11 protein-coding genes and 3 pseudogenes are annotated in these 15959 nt (G+C 71.9%); 10 read left to right on the top strand and 4 right to left on the bottom strand.

Annotated features, from left to right (window positions below; genetic code table 11):
• Nucleotides 1-362: 362 nt before the first annotated feature.
• Together ACFU53_RS26860 and ACFU53_RS26855 are read right to left on the bottom strand one after the other, a co-directional pair.
• Nucleotides 363-572 (bottom strand): annotated as a pseudogene (locus ACFU53_RS26860) (hypothetical protein); the annotation flags it as partial.
• Complete coding sequence (locus tag ACFU53_RS26855) at nucleotides 569-961, bottom strand: hypothetical protein (RefSeq protein ID WP_383997440.1); 393 nt, start codon at nucleotides 959-961, stop codon at nucleotides 569-571. The pseudogene ACFU53_RS26860 and the gene ACFU53_RS26855, both read right to left, overlap by 4 nt.
• Here ACFU53_RS26855 and ACFU53_RS26850 point away from each other — a divergent pair.
• Nucleotides 908-1945, top strand: a pseudogene (locus ACFU53_RS26850) (3'-5' exonuclease); the annotation flags it as partial. The gene ACFU53_RS26855 and the pseudogene ACFU53_RS26850 overlap by 54 nt on opposite strands.
• Before the next feature lie 34 nt (nucleotides 1946-1979).
• Here the strand turns inward: ACFU53_RS26850 and ACFU53_RS26845 are convergent.
• Nucleotides 1980-2177 carry a DUF397 domain-containing protein gene (locus ACFU53_RS26845; RefSeq protein ID WP_383997431.1) on the bottom strand — a complete coding sequence of 66 codons (198 nt, stop codon included), beginning with the start codon at nucleotides 2175-2177 and terminating at the stop codon, nucleotides 1980-1982.
• Nucleotides 2164-3042 (bottom strand): helix-turn-helix domain-containing protein, encoded by an 879-nt coding sequence (locus ACFU53_RS26840; RefSeq protein ID WP_383997437.1) that lies wholly within the window; start codon nucleotides 3040-3042, stop codon nucleotides 2164-2166. Before ACFU53_RS26840 ends, ACFU53_RS26845 begins: the two co-directional genes overlap by 14 nt.
• Nucleotides 3043-3186: 144 nt before the next feature.
• Between ACFU53_RS26840 and ACFU53_RS26835 the strand changes: the two are divergent.
• The 9 genes and pseudogenes from ACFU53_RS26835 (at nucleotide 3187) to ACFU53_RS26795 (ending at nucleotide 15869) form a co-directional block, all read left to right on the top strand.
• Nucleotides 3187-3671: pseudogene (locus ACFU53_RS26835) on the top strand (ATP-binding protein).
• Between the two features lie 31 nt (nucleotides 3672-3702).
• Nucleotides 3703-5343: a TIGR02677 family protein gene (locus ACFU53_RS26830; protein WP_383997428.1), complete on the top strand. Its 1641-nt coding sequence runs from the start codon at nucleotides 3703-3705 to the stop codon at nucleotides 5341-5343.
• Nucleotides 5340-6641, top strand: a complete 1302-nt coding sequence (locus ACFU53_RS26825) for a TIGR02678 family protein (protein WP_383997424.1) — start codon at nucleotides 5340-5342, stop codon at nucleotides 6639-6641. Before ACFU53_RS26830 ends, ACFU53_RS26825 begins: the two co-directional genes overlap by 4 nt.
• On the top strand, nucleotides 6638-10891 hold the full coding sequence (locus tag ACFU53_RS26820) for a TIGR02680 family protein (RefSeq protein ID WP_383997421.1): 4254 nt from the start codon (nucleotides 6638-6640) through the stop codon (nucleotides 10889-10891). The genes ACFU53_RS26825 and ACFU53_RS26820 overlap by 4 nt, the downstream gene beginning before the upstream one ends.
• Nucleotides 10882-12240: a TIGR02679 family protein gene (locus ACFU53_RS26815; RefSeq protein WP_383997418.1), complete on the top strand. Its 1359-nt coding sequence runs from the start codon at nucleotides 10882-10884 to the stop codon at nucleotides 12238-12240. Before ACFU53_RS26820 ends, ACFU53_RS26815 begins: the two co-directional genes overlap by 10 nt.
• Before the next feature lie 691 nt (nucleotides 12241-12931).
• Complete coding sequence (locus tag ACFU53_RS26810) at nucleotides 12932-13210, top strand: hypothetical protein (RefSeq protein ID WP_383997415.1); 279 nt, start codon at nucleotides 12932-12934, stop codon at nucleotides 13208-13210.
• Between the two features lie 96 nt (nucleotides 13211-13306).
• Nucleotides 13307-13822, top strand: a complete 516-nt coding sequence (locus tag ACFU53_RS26805; RefSeq protein WP_383997413.1) for a hypothetical protein — start codon at nucleotides 13307-13309, stop codon at nucleotides 13820-13822.
• A 110-nt stretch (nucleotides 13823-13932) separates the two neighbouring features.
• Complete coding sequence (locus ACFU53_RS26800) at nucleotides 13933-15369, top strand: flotillin family protein (protein ID WP_383997410.1); 1437 nt, start codon at nucleotides 13933-13935, stop codon at nucleotides 15367-15369.
• A 143-nt stretch (nucleotides 15370-15512) separates the two neighbouring features.
• Complete coding sequence (locus ACFU53_RS26795; protein ID WP_383997407.1) at nucleotides 15513-15869, top strand: hypothetical protein; 357 nt, start codon at nucleotides 15513-15515, stop codon at nucleotides 15867-15869.
• Nucleotides 15870-15959: the final 90 nt, after the last annotated feature.

Raw genomic sequence — 15959 nt, 5'->3', positions numbered from 1 at the left:
ACCCAGAGGTGGGCGCCCTCGGTGACGTACCCGCCTGGGTGTCGAGGGCGCTTGCAGGGGTCGAGGGCCCGGGGAGGCCGGGAGACGGCGCCGCGCCACGGCGGTCTGCAGGGGCCGTGACCGAGGATCAGGACTTGGGCCTACAGGAGCTGCTGGCCGACGCCCATGACCGCCTCGAAGACGGTGACCGGCACGACCTGCTGGGCGTGCGGCGGGCGCTCGACACGGTGCGAAGTGACCTGCCCGCCTTCCGGCAGCAAGCGTCCGATCGGATCCGCGCCCGGCTCGATGCCCTGGACCCCACCGCGGAGGAGCGAGCCCAGGTGCTGCGGCGCCTGGAGACGAACGACCTGGCTACCGCCGCCCACCTCTGCCAGTCCGGCGCGGAGCGTGGCGGCGATGTCGGCCATGGGTGCCGGGTTCTCGGTGGCGACATCGAGGTCCTGGCTGGGGCGGTTGACGAGGCGGTGCGCCCGCACGGCATGCCCGCCGGTGAGGACCACGGGATACGGGGAGCCGAGGGCGATGACATCCGCCAGGAGCCGCGTGTGCAGCTCCGGCATGTCCGTCATGCGGCTGCCCGGGTGCGGGAGGTGAGCCGGGGGAAGGCGCCCTCCCCCACGGTGCGCACGGTGCGGCCGACGAGGGTGCGCGGCACCGGCCACAGCTGGAGGAGCAGGTCCTGGTTGAGGTAGCGGGGCAGGTCGTCGTGCAGGCCCTCGTGCAGGACAGTGCGGTACAGGCCCATGCGCTGGCGAGGCTTGCTCATGTCGTACGAGGTCATCCCCGACCAGGCCATGTGCAGTGGCAGCTCCACGACCCCCTGGGTCGGGCCGTGCAACTCCTCCAGCGACTCCGGCAGCCGGAGCCGGAACTTCTCCCGGTACAGCGCGAGGTCCTCGGCGACCTGGAGCAGTTCACCACCCGTCTCGACAAGGAGGGGCGAGAGACCTGGGGCCAGGCCGCCGAGCGCGCCGCCCGCTTCGAGATGCAGCGTGCTGCCAAGATCGAGCAACGGCAGGAGTACAAGGACGAGATCGGCGGCAAGGACCTCCTCCACCGCGACGACAGCAGTGGCATGTACTACCTGGGCCACCGCTACAAGCACGTCGTCGTCGACGAGGCGCAGGATCTCAGGCCCGCCCACTGGAAGATGCTCCGTGCCATGGTCGCGCCGGGCGAGGACGACATGTTCATCGCCGGCGACACCCACCAGCGCATCTACGACCAGCAGGTCACCCTGGGAACCGTCGGCGTCAACATCCGCGGTCGCGCGGCCCGCCTCACCCTCAGCTACCGCACCACCCGGGAGATCCTGAACCGGGCTATGGAAGTGGTGAACCCCAAGAGCGATCAGATCACCTTCGACGACCTCGACGACGGCACCGACACCCTCGACGGTTACCGCTCGGTCCTGCGAGGTCCCGCCCCCGAACTCGTACGCTGCGAGAGCTGGGACGACGAACTCGCCCGGCTCGCCACCACTCTGCGGGCCTGGCGCGAGGAACTCGCCACTGGTGGAGCAGACGGCAAGGTCCGCGACCCCCGCGGCACCATCGCGGTGTGCGTCGCGGACCGCGAAGCCGTCAACCAGGTCATGTACCACCTGGCGACCGAGGCCGGGCTGACCGTCGCCGAACTCACCAGGGAGGGCGTCAAGGGAGACGGCGACATCCACGTCAGCACCATGCACGGCTTCAAGGGCCTCGAATACCAGAGGCTCGCCATCGTCGGCGCCCGCGACGGCGTCATCCCCCGCGCGTCCGTCATCCAGCGTTACCGCGACACGGACCCCCGGCGCCTCGCCCGCGAGGAACTGAAGGCGCGGTCACTGTTGTTCGTCGCGGCCACCCGCGCCCGCGACACCCTGCGGATCAGCTGGTACGGGAAGCCGAGCCCGTACTTGCCCAGTAGGGGTGGTGTGCGGGAGCCCTGCCGTCCTTGATCGGACGGCAGGGCTTACGCTTTGCGTACGACCGTCAGGCCTTCCCGATGAACCCCGCCCACGCCTCACGTGACACACGGATGACGGGTCCGGCGACGGCCTTGGAGTCACGGATGTGCACAACTCCCGTACCGGCAGCGACCTCCACGCACTGACCGCCCTCGGCCCCGCTGTAGCTGCTCTTGAACCAAGCGAGACCGGGTTCGACGGCCGAGGACTCAGAGCTGTTCATGCGATCTCAGCAACCTTTCCACGAAGTCGCGCGACTCTCGCGAGGGGAGAGCCTGCGATCGGATGATCCCATAGCGGGCGGCGGCGAGAGTTGTCTGCTCCGGCTCGGTCTGGAGGGCGCTGGTTCCCTGGGCTTCGGTATAGACGAACCGCATTCCGTCCTTGCGTGTAATTACCGTGAACGCGCCATCTACGCCAGCGTTGTGCTCGCGGTCTGTCGGCATGATTTGCATCTCGACGTTCTGCTTCTCGCCAATCAGAAGCAGCTGTTCCAACTGGCCCCGGTGCACCGCCTTGCCTCCCCAGGGGTGTCGCAACGCCGCCTCTTCAAGCACGAAGCTCAGTAGCGGCGCGGGCCAGCGGCTGAAGATGTCCTGCCGAGCCAACCGGGCCGCCACACGCTGCTCCACGGTCTCCTGGTCCAGGACCGGGCGCCGCATGTCGAGCACTGCCCTCATGTACTCCTCGGTCTGCAGCAGACCGTTGAGAACGTGGGTGTCGTATGCGAGCAGCTCAAGGGCCTCCCTCTCCAGTTTCGCCATCCCCTGGAAGAACACCGGATACTGAGCCCGCTCCACCTGCTCCTTCCACACCGTCAGCAACCCGCCCGCGTCCAGAACCTCGTCCGCTCGCTCGATGGTCCTGGGCGCCGGAATCCGCCGCCCCTGCTCGTACGACGCAACCGTGGACGCCGAGTATCCGATCCGCCGTCCGAACTCCTCGCGCTCCAGGCCCGCCCGCACCCGCAGCGTCTTCATCGTGTGCCCGAACGCGATGACCACGGCCTGGCCGGACGTGTCCGCCGTCGCTTGCCCCGAGTCGTCCGCCACCACTGTCTCGGCCCTCTCGTCCGTACCCTCGGTCATCGCCACCGCCTCCCTGGCTCAACGCTGTTACGGCGGCCTCGTCACGCCGCGCACCTCGTACCCGTACCGCCTCCACGCGTACAACGGCCCGCGTCGGTGCGTCACCACTGGTCACGCTACGCGACCGCGGACACCGTTGTCGGCATGACGAGCCAACTCCCCAACCCCATCAGCGCCTCGCAACCCGTGCGTCCCAGCGATGACTTGAGCCGCACCTTCGAGATGCGTTTCACCTCCACACCACGGGGCGCCCGCCTCGCCCGCCGACTGGCCGCGCACCGGCTGGACACCTGGGGCATCCCGTACGGCACCGGTCGGCACGAAGAGATCGTGCTGGTGGTCGGTGAGCTGGCCGCCAACGCCGTACGGCACACGTCCCCGGCCGGGACTTCCATCTGCTCCTCCACGCGAGCGCATCCGCCCGCACGGTCGGGATCGAGGTCAGCGACACCCGTGCCGAACGCACGCCGCCCGAACCGGAAGCGCTGCCCGCCCCCGGCTCGGAGGACACCGGCGGCCGAGGGCTGCTTCTCGTCGCGGCGCTCGCCACCCGCTGGGGCTGGCACCTTCGGCCCGAAGGCCCGGGCAAGACCGTCTGGGCGGAGTGCGTGTTCACAACTCGGACGTGAGCCCGTGACCGCGGTGGAAGAATGTGGCGAGATGACCTCCAGCGACTACAGCCCCTTCGCCCACCTCACCGCCCCCAACGCCCTCCTCTACCGCCAGGTCATGCGGGCCTTCCTCGCCGCCAAGGAGCGGTTCGCGGTGCATCTGCGGCCGGAGGACGTGTACGCGGCCTTGGACGCGGGGAGCCGGCCCGCCGACCTCGAAGCGGTGACGCAGGCGCTGGACAAGCTCGTGGTGTGGGGCAACCTGCGGGCCGACCCGGACCACGCGCGGGTGACGGCGGTCGAGGACTTCTACCGCAGACGGTTCATCTACCAGCTCACCCGGGCCGGTGAGGCGGCCGAGGCGGCGCTGGGGACGTACGACGAGGTGCTGGGGCGGCGAGGGGAACTCCAGGCGGTCGCGCTGCACGACATCGTCACGCAGCTGCGGGCACTCCTGGTGATCGCCGCGGAGGACGAGCCGGACCCGGCCAAGACGTACATCGCCCTGTCCGTGCTGACGGCGCGGTTCACCGATCTCGCCGACAACGCCCGTGCCTTCATGGGCTCGCTGCAGCGCACCATCGACCTGCACGACATCGAGGTCGAGGCGTTCCTCGCCTACAAGGACCGGCTGATCCAGTACCTGGAGCGCTTCATCCAGGACCTCATCACCCTCGGCGGGCGGATCGCCCTGCTGATCGGGGAGCTGGAGGAGCAGGAGCGGGTCGGTCCGCTGCTGCGGCTCGCCGCCGCCCGCGAGGCCGCCGACGCCGCTCCCGAGGACGCCGAGAGGGCCGAGGCTGTGGCGTACGAGCGGTGGGCCGCGCGGTGGTCCGGGCTCGCCGAGTGGTTCGTGTCGGGAGAGGGAAGGGAATCGCAGGCCAGACTGCTGCGCGGGCGGGCGCTCGGCTCGATCCCGCAACTCCTGGCCGTCGTACGGCAGCTCAATGAGCGGCGGGCCGGACGCTCGGACCGGTCGGCCGACTTCCGTACCCTGGCCCGTTGGTTCGCGCAGGCGCCGGACGACGAGGCGCGGCACCGGCTGTGGCGGATCGCCTTCGGGCTGCACTCCTCCCGCCATCTCACCGTCGATGCCGAGACCCTCGCCGAACGGACGGCCGCCCCGGAGCCGGCCTCCACCCCGTGGAGCGAGGCGCGACCGCTGCGGATCAGTCCCCAGTTGCGCCGAACGGGCAGTTACGAGCGGCGTGGCAAGCCGCGCAAGGTGGCCGACCGGAGCGAGGCCAGGCGCAGGCTCGCAGAGGTTGCCGCCCGGCAGTCGGAGGAGACCAGGCGGGCCAGGGACCGGCTCGTGACGGGCGGACCGGTGCGGCTGTCCCGGATCGGCGAACTCGACCCGCTCGCCTTCCAGTTGTTCCTGCGGCTGCTCGGCGACGTGCTCGCCACCTGGCGGCCGGGCACCACGACCACCGCGGCCACCAGCGGGGACGGTTCGATGGAGATCCGGTTGACCGCCCTTGACGACGGATCGACGGCCGAAGTACACACCGCCGACGGCGTGTTCAGCGGACCCGACCACCTGATCGACATCGTCGATCTCACGTCGGGGCACGTCGACCGCGTCGCACCGGCATCGGCACCCGACCCCGTCCCCGACCCCGTGCCTGTCCCTGTCCCTGTCCCTGTTCCGCGACGGGATACCGCTGCCCAGCTCATGGAGGACCGATGAGCGGCCCCCTCGCCGAGGTCCTCGACGGCCAGCGGCAGGCCGACCTCCAGAAGGCCGCACGAGCTCTGCTGAAGGAGCCGCTGCTCACCGCCGACGGGCCGTACACCGACGAGTTCCGGCTGGTGCGCCGGCACACAGCCGAGCTGCGGGAGTGGTTCGAACGCAACGTCGGCTGGACACTGCGCACGGACGCCGACGCCGCACGGCTGCGCAAGACGCCGGGCACCCTCACCGACGCCACGCACCCGGCGCGCGAGGCCGGCCGCAGCGCCCTGCCCTTCACCCGCCGCCGCTACGTCCTGCTCTGCCTGGCCCTGGCCGCGCTGGAACGGGGCGAGTCACAGGTGGCGCTCGGACGCCTCGCCGAGCAGGTCGTCCTGGCCGCCGCCGATCCAGAACTCGTCGCCGCCGGGATCACGTTCACTCTGGAGCGGCGCGACGAGCGCCTCGACCTCGCGGCCGTCGTCCGCCTGCTGCTGCGGCTCGGGGTGCTGCGGCGGGTGGCCGGCGACGAGGACGCCTACGTCAGCGGCTCGGGCGACGTGCTGTACGACGTGCGGCGGCGCGTGCTGGCCGGGATGCCGGCGTCCCTGCGGGGCCCGTCCATGGTCGAGGCCGAGGGCTTCGAGGAGCGCCTGCTGGAGATGACCGCCTGGACCGCCCTCGACAGCGACGAGCTCAGGTTCCGGGCGATCCGCTGGAAGCTGACCCGCATCCTCCTGGACGACCCGGTGCTGTACTACGACGACCTGACCGACGACGAACTGGCCTACCTCACCCGGCAGCGCGGCTTCATCACCGCCCGCATCAACGAGCTGACGGGACTCGTCCCGGAGGTCCGGGCCGAGGGCATCGCCATGGTCGACCCGATGGACCACCTCACGGACGTGCGCATGCCGGAGCAGGGCACCCACGGTCACATCACCCTGCTGCTGGCGGGGCACCTGGCCCGGGCCGCCGGGCCCGTCGAACCGGCGGAGCTGGCGGCCCTCGTACGGGAACTGGCCGTGGAGCACGGCGGGTTCTGGTCCAAGTCGGCGAGGGAACCGGGAGCCGAGCCCGAACTCGTCGAGCAGGCGCTGACCAAGCTGGTGGCGCTGGGACTGGCCGAGCGCACCGAACGGGGCGTCGTACCGCGGCCGGCCCTCGCCCGGTACGCGGTCGGCGAGCCCGTCGTCAAGGAACCCGGACGGGCCCGACGACCCGCCGCCGCGACCGCGCAGCCCATGCAGCCCATGCAGGACGTGCAGCTCATGCAGGACGTGCAGGACGTGCAGGACGTGCAGGACGAAAGGTGAACCACTCCGTGACCGCGCTCTCCCGCCCCGAGTCGCCGAGCCCCGCGCTCCCCGCTCCCGCGCCCGGCCGGTGGCGACCCCTGCGCATCGGACTCGTCGATCTCTTCCACTACGACATCGAGGAGTTCTGGTTCCGCGACGGCCGACTGCTGCTGCGCGGCAACAACGGCACCGGCAAGTCGAAGGTGCTCGCCCTCACCCTGCCGTTCCTCCTGGACGGCGATCTCTCCGCCCGCCGCGTCGAACCCGACGGCGACCCGGGCAAGCGCATGGAGTGGAACCTGCTCCTGGGCGGCGCCCACCCGCATCCCGAACGGCTCGGCTACACCTGGATCGAGTTCGGACGGCTCGACGGCACCACGGGCGAGGCGCACTTCCGCACGTTGCTGTGCGGACTGAAGGCGGTCGCCGGACGCGGCATAGCCCGCCACTGGTACGCGGTCACCGACCAGCGGATCGGCGCCGGCCTCGACCTGCTGGACGCGACCGGGACGGCACTGTCCCGGGACCGGCTCGCCGAGGCCGTCGGCGCCCACGGCATGGTCCACGACACAGCGAAGGCCTACCGCAGGGCGGTCGACGAAGCCCTCTTCGGGCTCGGGGAGCGGCGCTACGGCGCCCTCGTCGACCTCCTGATCCAGCTGCGCCAGCCCCAACTGTCCAAGCGCCCCAGCGAGGCCGCCCTCTCCCGGGCACTGACCGAGGCGCTGCCGCCGATGGACCAGGCGGTCGTCGCCGACGCGGCGGAGGCGTTCCGGTCACTGGACGAGGAGAAGGAGGAACTGCGGGCGGCTCGCGAGGCCGAACAGGCGTCCTCGGCGTTCCTCGACCACTACCGCCGCTACGCCCGCCTCGCCTCCCGGCGCCGCGCCCGCCTGCCCCGCCGCGAACACGCCCGGTACGAGAACCTGCAGAGAGAACTCGCCAAGGCACAGGCGGACCGGGACCGGGCCGAGGTGGACCGCGAGGAGGCCAGGGAGAGGGGCGCCGCCCTGGACGAGCGCGCCGCGCGGCTGGCCGCCCAGGAAACCGCGCTGCGGTCCCGGCCCGAGATGCGCGACGCCCGCGCGCTCGACCGGGCGGCGGACGACGCCTCCCGCACGGCCGGAGAGCTGAAGCGGGCCGAGGCGGACCGGCGTACGGCGGCCGAGGCGCACACCCGGGCCCTGGGGCGGCTCGCCACCGCGGACAACCGGCTCACAGCCGCCCGGGAGACGCTGGACGGCATCCGGGACCGGGCGGCCGAGAGCGCCACGGCCGCCCGGCTCGACGTCCCCAGGACGGAGGGAGCCCCCGACACGGTCCTGCGCCGGGAGGCGGACGAGGCGACCGCGAGCAGACGGCGCGCCGTCGAGCTCGTGGCGGAGCTCGTCACGGGGGCCGAGCAGGCCGAAGAGCGGCACCGTGCCGCTCGGCTGCGCGTCGACGAGGCCGACGAGGAGGTCGTGCACGGGGAGGAGCGGCTGGCCGAGGCGCAGGAACACGTCGCCCTGGCGGGGCGGGCCCTGGTCACAACCGTGCGTGAGCGTCTTTCCGGGTTCGTCGAGCTGCGGGTGCCCGGGCTGCCCGCGGTCCTGGACGCCGTACAGGACTGGGCTAGCTCACTGGACGGCCCGCTGCCGGTCCGTACGGCGGCGAGCGAGGCGCATCGCGCTGCAGCCTCCCACCTGGCCGACCGGGCGGCCGGACTGGCCCACCGCGCGGCGTCGACGGCGGAGCGGCAGCGGCTGGCGGCGGAGGAAATGACCGCCCTCGAAACGGGCGGGGAACGCGGCCCCGCGGCTCCCCCCACGCGCACCCCTGGCGTGCGGGACCGGGGCCCCGGCGCTCCGCTGTGGCGGCTGGTCGACTTCCGCCCGCACGTCACCGAGGCGGACCGCGCGGGACTGGAAGCCTCGCTGGAGGCGTCGGGGCTCCTCGACGCCTGGGTGCGGCCGGACGGCTCCACGGTCGCGGTGGACGGTCATGACGTGCTGCTCGACCCGGTCGGGCTGCTCGGCGGAACCGGCCTCGACCGCGCGCTGTGCCCGGCGGTCGACCCCGCAGACGCGGGGGCCGCAGCAGTGGGGGAGGAGACTGTCGCGCGCCTGCTCGCCTCGATCGGGCTGGCTGCGGCCCCCGCAGAGAGGTTCGGCGAGGCGGCCTCCTGGGAAGACGGCGGCCACGACACCTGGGTCTGCGCGGACGGACGCTTCCGCATCGGGGCGCTCGTCGGAAGCTGGGCCAAGGACAGCGCCCAGTACGTGGGGGAAGGAGCGCGGGAACAGGCGCGTCGCGTCCGGATCGGCGAACTGCGCGCCGAGATCGACGGCTTGACGGCGGAGCGCGAACGACTGACCGAGGAGTCCCGCGCCGTGGCCGGGCGCCGTGCCGTGCTGGACGCCGAACTCGCCGCCCTGCCGGACGACGACGACCTGCGGCACGCCCACGCCCGCGTCGCCGCCTCGACCGACGCGGTTCGCCGCGCCCGTGCCCGGAGGGACGAGCGGGTTGCGGAACTCGCTCCGGCGACGTCGAGGGCCGAGCGCGCGGCGGCCGAACTGGCCGACACGGCCGGCGCCCTGAACCTCCCCACCGACCACACGGCACTGGGCGCCGTGCGCCAGTCGCTCGCCGACCACACCGCCCTCCTGGCGGCCCTGTGGCCCGCACTGCGTGAACGCGTCGACGCCGAACGCGCGGTGACCGGCGAACAGGAGGAGACCCACCGGGCCGAACTCCTCCTGTCCGAGCTCGCGGAGCGCGCCACGGAGGCGGCTCGGGCGGCCGCGGCGGCGGACGAACACCTCACGACGCTCCGGTCCACCGTCGGAGCGGCCGTCGCCGAGCTGCAGAGGCAACTGGAGGAGACGGCCGAGGCGGCCCGGGTCTGCGAGCGGGAACAGGGACAGGCCCGGGCGGAGTACGGTGACGCCGACCGGCGGGCCAGCCGCGCCGAAGGACGCATCGAGCGGCTCGCCGAGGACGTCACCGATGCCACCGCCGCGCGGGAGGAAGCCGTCGCGGCGCTCCAGCGGTTCGCGGCGACGGGACTGCTCGCCGTGGCGCTGCCCGACGTCGATGTACCGGACGACGAGGGAGGGGCGTGGGCGGCGACCCCCGCCATCGCCCTCGCGCGGGCCGTGGAGTCACGGCTCTCCTCGATCGACGACACCGACGCTGCCTGGGAGCGCGTGCAGAAGCGGCTGAGCGAGGAGTTCGGCAGGCTCCAGGACGCGCTGTCGCGGCACGGCCACACCGCCACCGCCCGCCCGAGCGAGGACGGCATGCGGGTCGACATCGTCTACCAGGGCCGGGAACGGGCCGTGCCCGACCTCGCCGAGGCACTGGCCGTGGAGGTCGCGGAACTGACCCGCATCCTGTCCGCACGCGAGCGCGAGATCCTTCAGACCCATCTGATCACCGAGGTCGCCGGGACGCTCCAGGAACTGATCGGCGCGGCCGAACGGCAGGTGGCCGCCATGAACAGGGAACTGGAGGAGCGCCCGACCTCCACAGGCATGAAGCTCCGGCTGGTGTGGAGGGCGTCCCGCCGCGCCCCGCAGGGACTGGCCCGGGCCCGTGAACGGCTGCGTCAGTCCGCCGACGCGTGGTCGCTCGAGGACCGGGCCGCGGTCGGCGCGTTCCTCCAGGAGCAGATCGCCCACCGGCAGGCCGACGACAGCGCCGGCAGCTGGCTGGAGGACCTCACCGCCGCCCTCGACTACCGGTCCTGGCACGAGTTCGGCGTCGAACGCCACCAGCACGGCAAGTGGGTGCCGGCCACCGGCCCCGCCTCGGGCGGGGAGCGGGTACTGGCCGCCTCTGTGCCCCTGTTCGCCGCAGCGTCCTCGCACTACGCGAGCGCGGGCGGCGCGCACGCCCCGCGCCTGGTCACCCTGGACGAGGCGTTCGCCGGCGTCGACGACGACTCGCGCGCCAAGTGCCTCGGTCTGCTCCGCGCCTTCGACCTCGACGTCGTCATGACCAGCGAACGCGAATGGGCCTGCTACCCCCAGGTGCCCGGCATCGCCATCGCCCAGCTCTCCCGCGTCGACGACATCGACGCCGTACTGGTGACGCGGTGGGAATGGGACGGCGGCGAACGGCGGCGCGGCACAGAGCCCGGTGCCCGGCCGGACGCGGTCGAGGCGGCTGCCGGTGCCGGCGACTCCGACAAGGGGCCCGACGGGCCGGTGAGTCCTTTCGGTGAGCCAGGGCGGGCCGCCGTGGTCGACGGCGTCGGCGGACAGGGGTCCCTGTGGACGTAGACCGTTCAGCGACCCGGCCCGAGGGGGACGGCGGCCGGGCGGCGGCCGGACGCGCGACACCGCCCGACGCCACCGCGGACGCGGTGCCGACCGGGCCGTCACTGGCAGAAGCCCGGACCGCCGTCGATACCGAGCGCCTCCGACGTCTGCTCGGCGATCCCGGCCTCGCCTGGTTCGTGGACCGCGTGCGGCAGCGCCTTGCACGAGGCCGGCCACTCACTGGCTCCATCACCATGTCCGACCCCGATGAGTCCCAACGGCGCGCCGTCGAACGCCTGCTGGGACGGGCACCACGATCCAGTGGCTCCCTCAGCATGCGCCTCGCCACCGTGGACGAGATCCTGCGTCGCTCCGGTGTCAGCCCCGACGGACTGGCGGCGGCCATCATCGCTCTCACCGGCCCGGTCATACTCCACGCCGAGGCACGGAACAGGGAGGAACGGGCCTGGGAGGAGGCTTACGCCCCCCTCGTCCGCCTCGACGCGGAGCTGGCCCGCTGGGTCGAGCGGATCCGCCGTGACGGTCTCGTTCGGCGCCTCGCCCGTACACCGGAGGCAGCGGCCCCCTTGGTGGAGTCTGCCGTGCGCGCGTTGCGTGCGCTGCCCGCGTCGCCGCCGACAGCGCGGGCGACGTTCGCGGCACAAAACCTCTCGGGCGCCCATGCCCTGGACGAGGGGACGCCGCTCGCCACTCTCGTGCTGTCCGGCATCCGTTGCCTCACCGGCTTCCCCGACGGCTCCGGTGCGCAGTGGCGGCGGGAGGCGTGGGCCTCGGCGGGCTTGCTCAAGGACGACCTGTCATCGACCGTCCTCACCCTCAACCTGCGCGGTACTCCAGCTCTCGACTGGATGGCCGACGCGGGGGAGCCGGCCGTCCTGACGCTCCGCTCCCTCACCCGTCTCGCACCGGTCGCTTCCGTACCTGCGGCGGGAACCGTTTACATCTGCGAGAACCCGGCAGTGCTGTCCGCCGCCGCCGACACTCTCGGCCCGGCGTGTCCGCCGTTGGTGTGCCTCCAGGGGCAGCCGTCGGCCGCCGCGCTCACCTTGCTGCGCGAGCTGTCCATGCGGGGAGCCCGCCTCCTCTACCACGGCGACTTCGACTGGGGCGGCGTGCGTATCGCCGGGGCACTGGCGCGAAGCGTCCCTTGGCGGCCGTGGCGCTACACGGCGGCCGATTACCGGGCGGCAGTAACCGCAGTGACCGAAGCCCCGGACCTGACGGGCCCGTCCGCCGCGACTCCCTGGGACCCCGCCCTGGCGGTCGCCCTCGCCGAGCGCGGTGTCCGGGTCGAGGAGGAAGCGGTGCTGGACGACTTGCTCACGGACCTTGGATCGGGGCCCCGCTGAGCCGCATCCCGGGAGCGCGGTGGGCGCAGATCCGACGAGGACCGAGCCATTGGCGAGCAGAGCTCTGTCGTCCTGGGAGTCATGACGCTCGTTCGACGCTCCAGGACCCAGCAGCCCACTCGAAGGAGCGATGAACGCCCTCTGAACTGGTACTTTTTCACTCCCTCGTCATGTGACATGTTTTCGATGACGCATCATGTGGAGTGCGTTGCGATTCTGGAGCCTGTCGGAAAGGGCTCCTGAACTGCCGTTTCCCGATTTCTTTGGTCGGCTCGACCTGATTCGAGGCGGGGAGCAGGTGAAGCCGGACGACGACGCCGTGACCTGCGCATCCGTCTGAGCGGCGGGTTGCCTGGCGTTGACGGGGCCCCGTTCGCCGGGAGGGTCGCACACAGTGCCGAGGAGCGTCACTGTGTGGCTCCGGCGGCCCTTGCGCTCTTTCGATGCCTGATCCACGCTGCCGATCGTGCCGCCATAGGGGGCCGCCGACTGAGGAGTCCAGCCGGCCCGCGACGGAAACGGCACCGTTCGGTCATCGGTCGGCTGGCCCTCGTCCGCACCGACGACCTGAGACTCGTCGAAGAAGAGGGGACGGCATGGGGCGGGTGCGGAGAGGGTCGCTGATCACCGGGCTGCTGGTGTCGCCGGTCGTGGGAGTGGGAGCGTCGGCCGGGGTGCCCCGCTCGGACAGTTGTTCTCGCGTCGGCTGCGCCGGTCGTTGTTCGGCCTGATCGCCCGCGTCTTCGGCCTCGCCGGCGCCTCCTGGCTGACCACCGGCGACAGCCTGGTGCACGCCACCTACCTCAGCCTGCTGGATCTGTTCGCCATCGACGACCCGGCGATGGGCGAGCCGATGAACCGTCAGATCATCCAACTCCTCTCATGGCATGTCCTTCGAGGCCGCCGTCGGCCCGGGTCCTCGCCGCGCTCTGGCCAGGTCGGTACGGAGCACGGCATCAAGGGAGCGTAAAGATTGCCGGAACCAGGCAGTGTTTTCGTCAGGGTCTACGTGTGAGTATTGCGGTCACCGGCGCGGTGGCAGTGGGGGAGAGGTGGTGAAGGGCGGATGGCCTGGTTTCTGGGTCTCGGCATCGCAGGAGTCGTACTCCTCGTCCTGTCCCTCGTCTTCGACGGTGTCCTTGAGGGCCTCTTCGACGGCGTCGACGCGCTCGACGGTCTCTTCGACGGCTGGCTGTCGCTTCCGGTCATCGCCGGGTTCGTGTCCATGCTCGGCTTCTCCGGCGCGATCGTCATGGGCACCACCGGGCTCGGCGCGGTCGGCGCCACCGCGGTCGGAGGGCCCGCCGGAGCCGCCACGGGCTGGCTCGCCTACCGCTTCAGCCGCGCGCTGTTGAACGACCGGTCCGGCGCTGCCCCGCGCCACGACGACCTGATCGGCGCCGCGGGCTCGGTGGTGACGGCCATTCCGGCCGGCGGCTACGGCGAGGTGCTGGTCCACCGGGCCGGGCAACCGGTGAAGCTCGCGGCGAAGAGCCCAAGCCCGGTGGCTCGAGGCGCGGAGATCTGGGTGGAGGAGACGCTGTCGCAGACAGCGGTCTCCGTACGCCCGGTCGAACGCTGACCGGCATCGCCGCTCCGCACATCGGGCGCCGATACACCGGCGCCGCCCCTTCATCCACATGAACCCGTATCAATCTGCCGTCCCCTGGGAGGGCTGAGGGGAAAGACTCCATGAGTCCAGTAGTCATCGCCGTCATAGGAGTCGTCGCACTCCTCGTCCTGCTCGGCCTCGTCGTGGTCACCCGTTACAAAGTGGCGGGCCCGAGCGAGGCGTTCATCGTCACCGGCCGGCGCGGCAAGCAGGCCACCGACCCGGAGACCGGCCGGGTGTTCACCGACAACAGCGGCCAGAAGGTCGTGGTCGGCGGCGGGGTGTTCGTCGTGCCCTTCGTGCAGCAGCGGTTCACCCTCGACCTGTCGTCACGTCACATCCCGATCGCGGTACGCGGCGCGGTCACCCTGCGCGGGGTCAAGGCGAACCTCGAAGGCGTCGCCATCGTCAAAGTCGGCGGCACCGAGGACTCGATCCGCGCCGCCGCCCAGCGGTTCCTGATGCAGCAGGACGGCATCGTCGGCTTCACCCAGGAAGTGCTCTCCGGCGCGCTGCGCGCCATCGTCGGCCGGATGTCCGTGGAGGACATCATCCGCGACCGTGCCGCGTTCGCCAGTCAGGTCGCCGAGGAGGCCGAGGCCAGCCTGTCCGGGCAGGGCCTTGTGCTGGACGCCTTCCAGATCCAGGACATCACCACCGAGGGCTCCTATCTGGAGGATCTCGGCCGCCCCGAGGCGGCCCGTGCCAAGCAGGAGGCCGACATCGCCGAGGCCGTCGCCCGCCGTGCCGCCGAGCAGGCCCGGCTGAAGGCCGAGGAGGAGATCGCCATCGCCCAGCGGACCTTCGCGCTGAAGCAGGCCGAGATCAAGGCCGAGACCGACGAGGCCGCCGCCCGTGCCGCCGCAGCCGGCCCGCTTGCCGAGGCCGCTCGGCAGCAGGAGGTGCTTGCGGAGCAGGAGAAGGTCGCCACCCGGCAGGCCGCGCTGACCGACCGTGAGCTGGACACCAAGGTTCGCAAGCCCGCCGACGCCGCCCGCTACCAGGCCGAGCAGGAGGCCGAGGCCCGCCGCATCGCGCTGGTCAAGGAGGCCGAGGCGACCGCCGAGCGGGCCAGGCTGACCGGTGAGGGTGAGAAGGCGCAGCGCGCCGCGCTCGCTGACGCTGTGCGCCTCGAGGGTGAGGCGGAGGCTGCCGCGATCGGTGCCAAGGGTGCCGCCGAGGCCGAGGCGATGCAGAAGAAGGCCGATGCCTTCGCCCAGTACGGCGATGCCGCAGTGCTGCAGATGCTGGTGGAGGTGTTGCCGCAGGTCGTCGCCAAGGCGTCCGAGCCGCTCAGTGCGATCGACAAGATGACGGTGATCTCCACCGACGGCGCCAGTCAGCTCTCACGCACGGTCGCCGACAACGTGGCCCAGGGCCTCGAACTGCTCGGTTCGACCACCGGAGTCGACCTCGCCGAGCTGCTGAAGGGCATCACCGGCCGGGTCGGCGGTGCGTCGCAGCCCGCGACGACGGCGCCCAGTGAGGCCAACGGGAAGGTCGAGATCACCGGCTGACGTCGGCATCGACCGCAGGAGCGAGCCCGGGTGGTCCTGGAACCGCCCGGGCTTGTGCGAGAAGGCGCATCAGCCGTCTGGCATCGCACTTGGTCGGCGTGCGGGTTTTCCGCCGCGGGCGCGGCTTTCCGTACGGAGGACGAGTGGTGTTTCTGTGGCTCTGGCTGATCGGCTGGTCGGCCTTCGCGCTGCCCCCGGCCATCGCCTCGCTGCGGGGCTGGGCGCCGAAGCGAGTCCGCAGCCGTACGAGCCCGTGGTGCATCCGCGTCCGGGGTGTCGCACTGCTGGTGATCTGGCTCGGCGGGCTGACCGGCCCGCTGCTGCGGTGGAGCGACCTGGACTCCGAGGACGCCGGCTTTCTCGCCTCCGTGGTGCAGGGCGGGCTTCTGATGTTCGCGGGAGGGCTCGTGGCCGGATCACAGCTGAGCGAGTGGTTCTACCGGCGGGCAGTGCGAGCACAGGCAGTCGATCAGGCACAGGGCATCAGCCGACGGCCGTGATGATCCTGGCCGCCCGGATGGGGGCGGACTGCGCCGCCCCGCTCGGTCTCGCTGACAACTGGTCGGGTCAGCTGGCTTTCCTCCCCACCG

The sequence above is a fragment of the Streptomyces sp. NPDC057474 genome (assembly GCF_042802555.1).
In the GTDB taxonomy this organism is placed as follows: domain Bacteria; phylum Actinomycetota; class Actinomycetes; order Streptomycetales; family Streptomycetaceae; genus Streptomyces.
Note: the sequence above shows the minus strand (reverse complement) of the source record. Positions and strands in the feature narration are given on the sequence as shown.

Bases quoted from the DNA above. Each gene is read 5' to 3' on its own strand.
- ACFU53_RS26845 (WP_383997431.1), bottom strand. From the start codon at position 2,177: ATGAACAGCTCTGAGTCCTCGGCCGTCGAACCCGGTCTCGCTTGGTTC.
- ACFU53_RS26840 (WP_383997437.1), bottom strand. From the start codon at position 3,042: ATGACCGAGGGTACGGACGAGAGGGCCGAGACAGTGGTGGCGGACGAC.
- ACFU53_RS26830 (WP_383997428.1), top strand. From the start codon at position 3,703: ATGACCTCCAGCGACTACAGCCCCTTCGCCCACCTCACCGCCCCCAAC.
- ACFU53_RS26825 (WP_383997424.1), top strand. From the start codon at position 5,340: ATGAGCGGCCCCCTCGCCGAGGTCCTCGACGGCCAGCGGCAGGCCGAC.
- ACFU53_RS26805 (WP_383997413.1), top strand. From the start codon at position 13,307: ATGGCCTGGTTTCTGGGTCTCGGCATCGCAGGAGTCGTACTCCTCGTC.
- ACFU53_RS26800 (WP_383997410.1), top strand. From the start codon at position 13,933: ATGAGTCCAGTAGTCATCGCCGTCATAGGAGTCGTCGCACTCCTCGTC.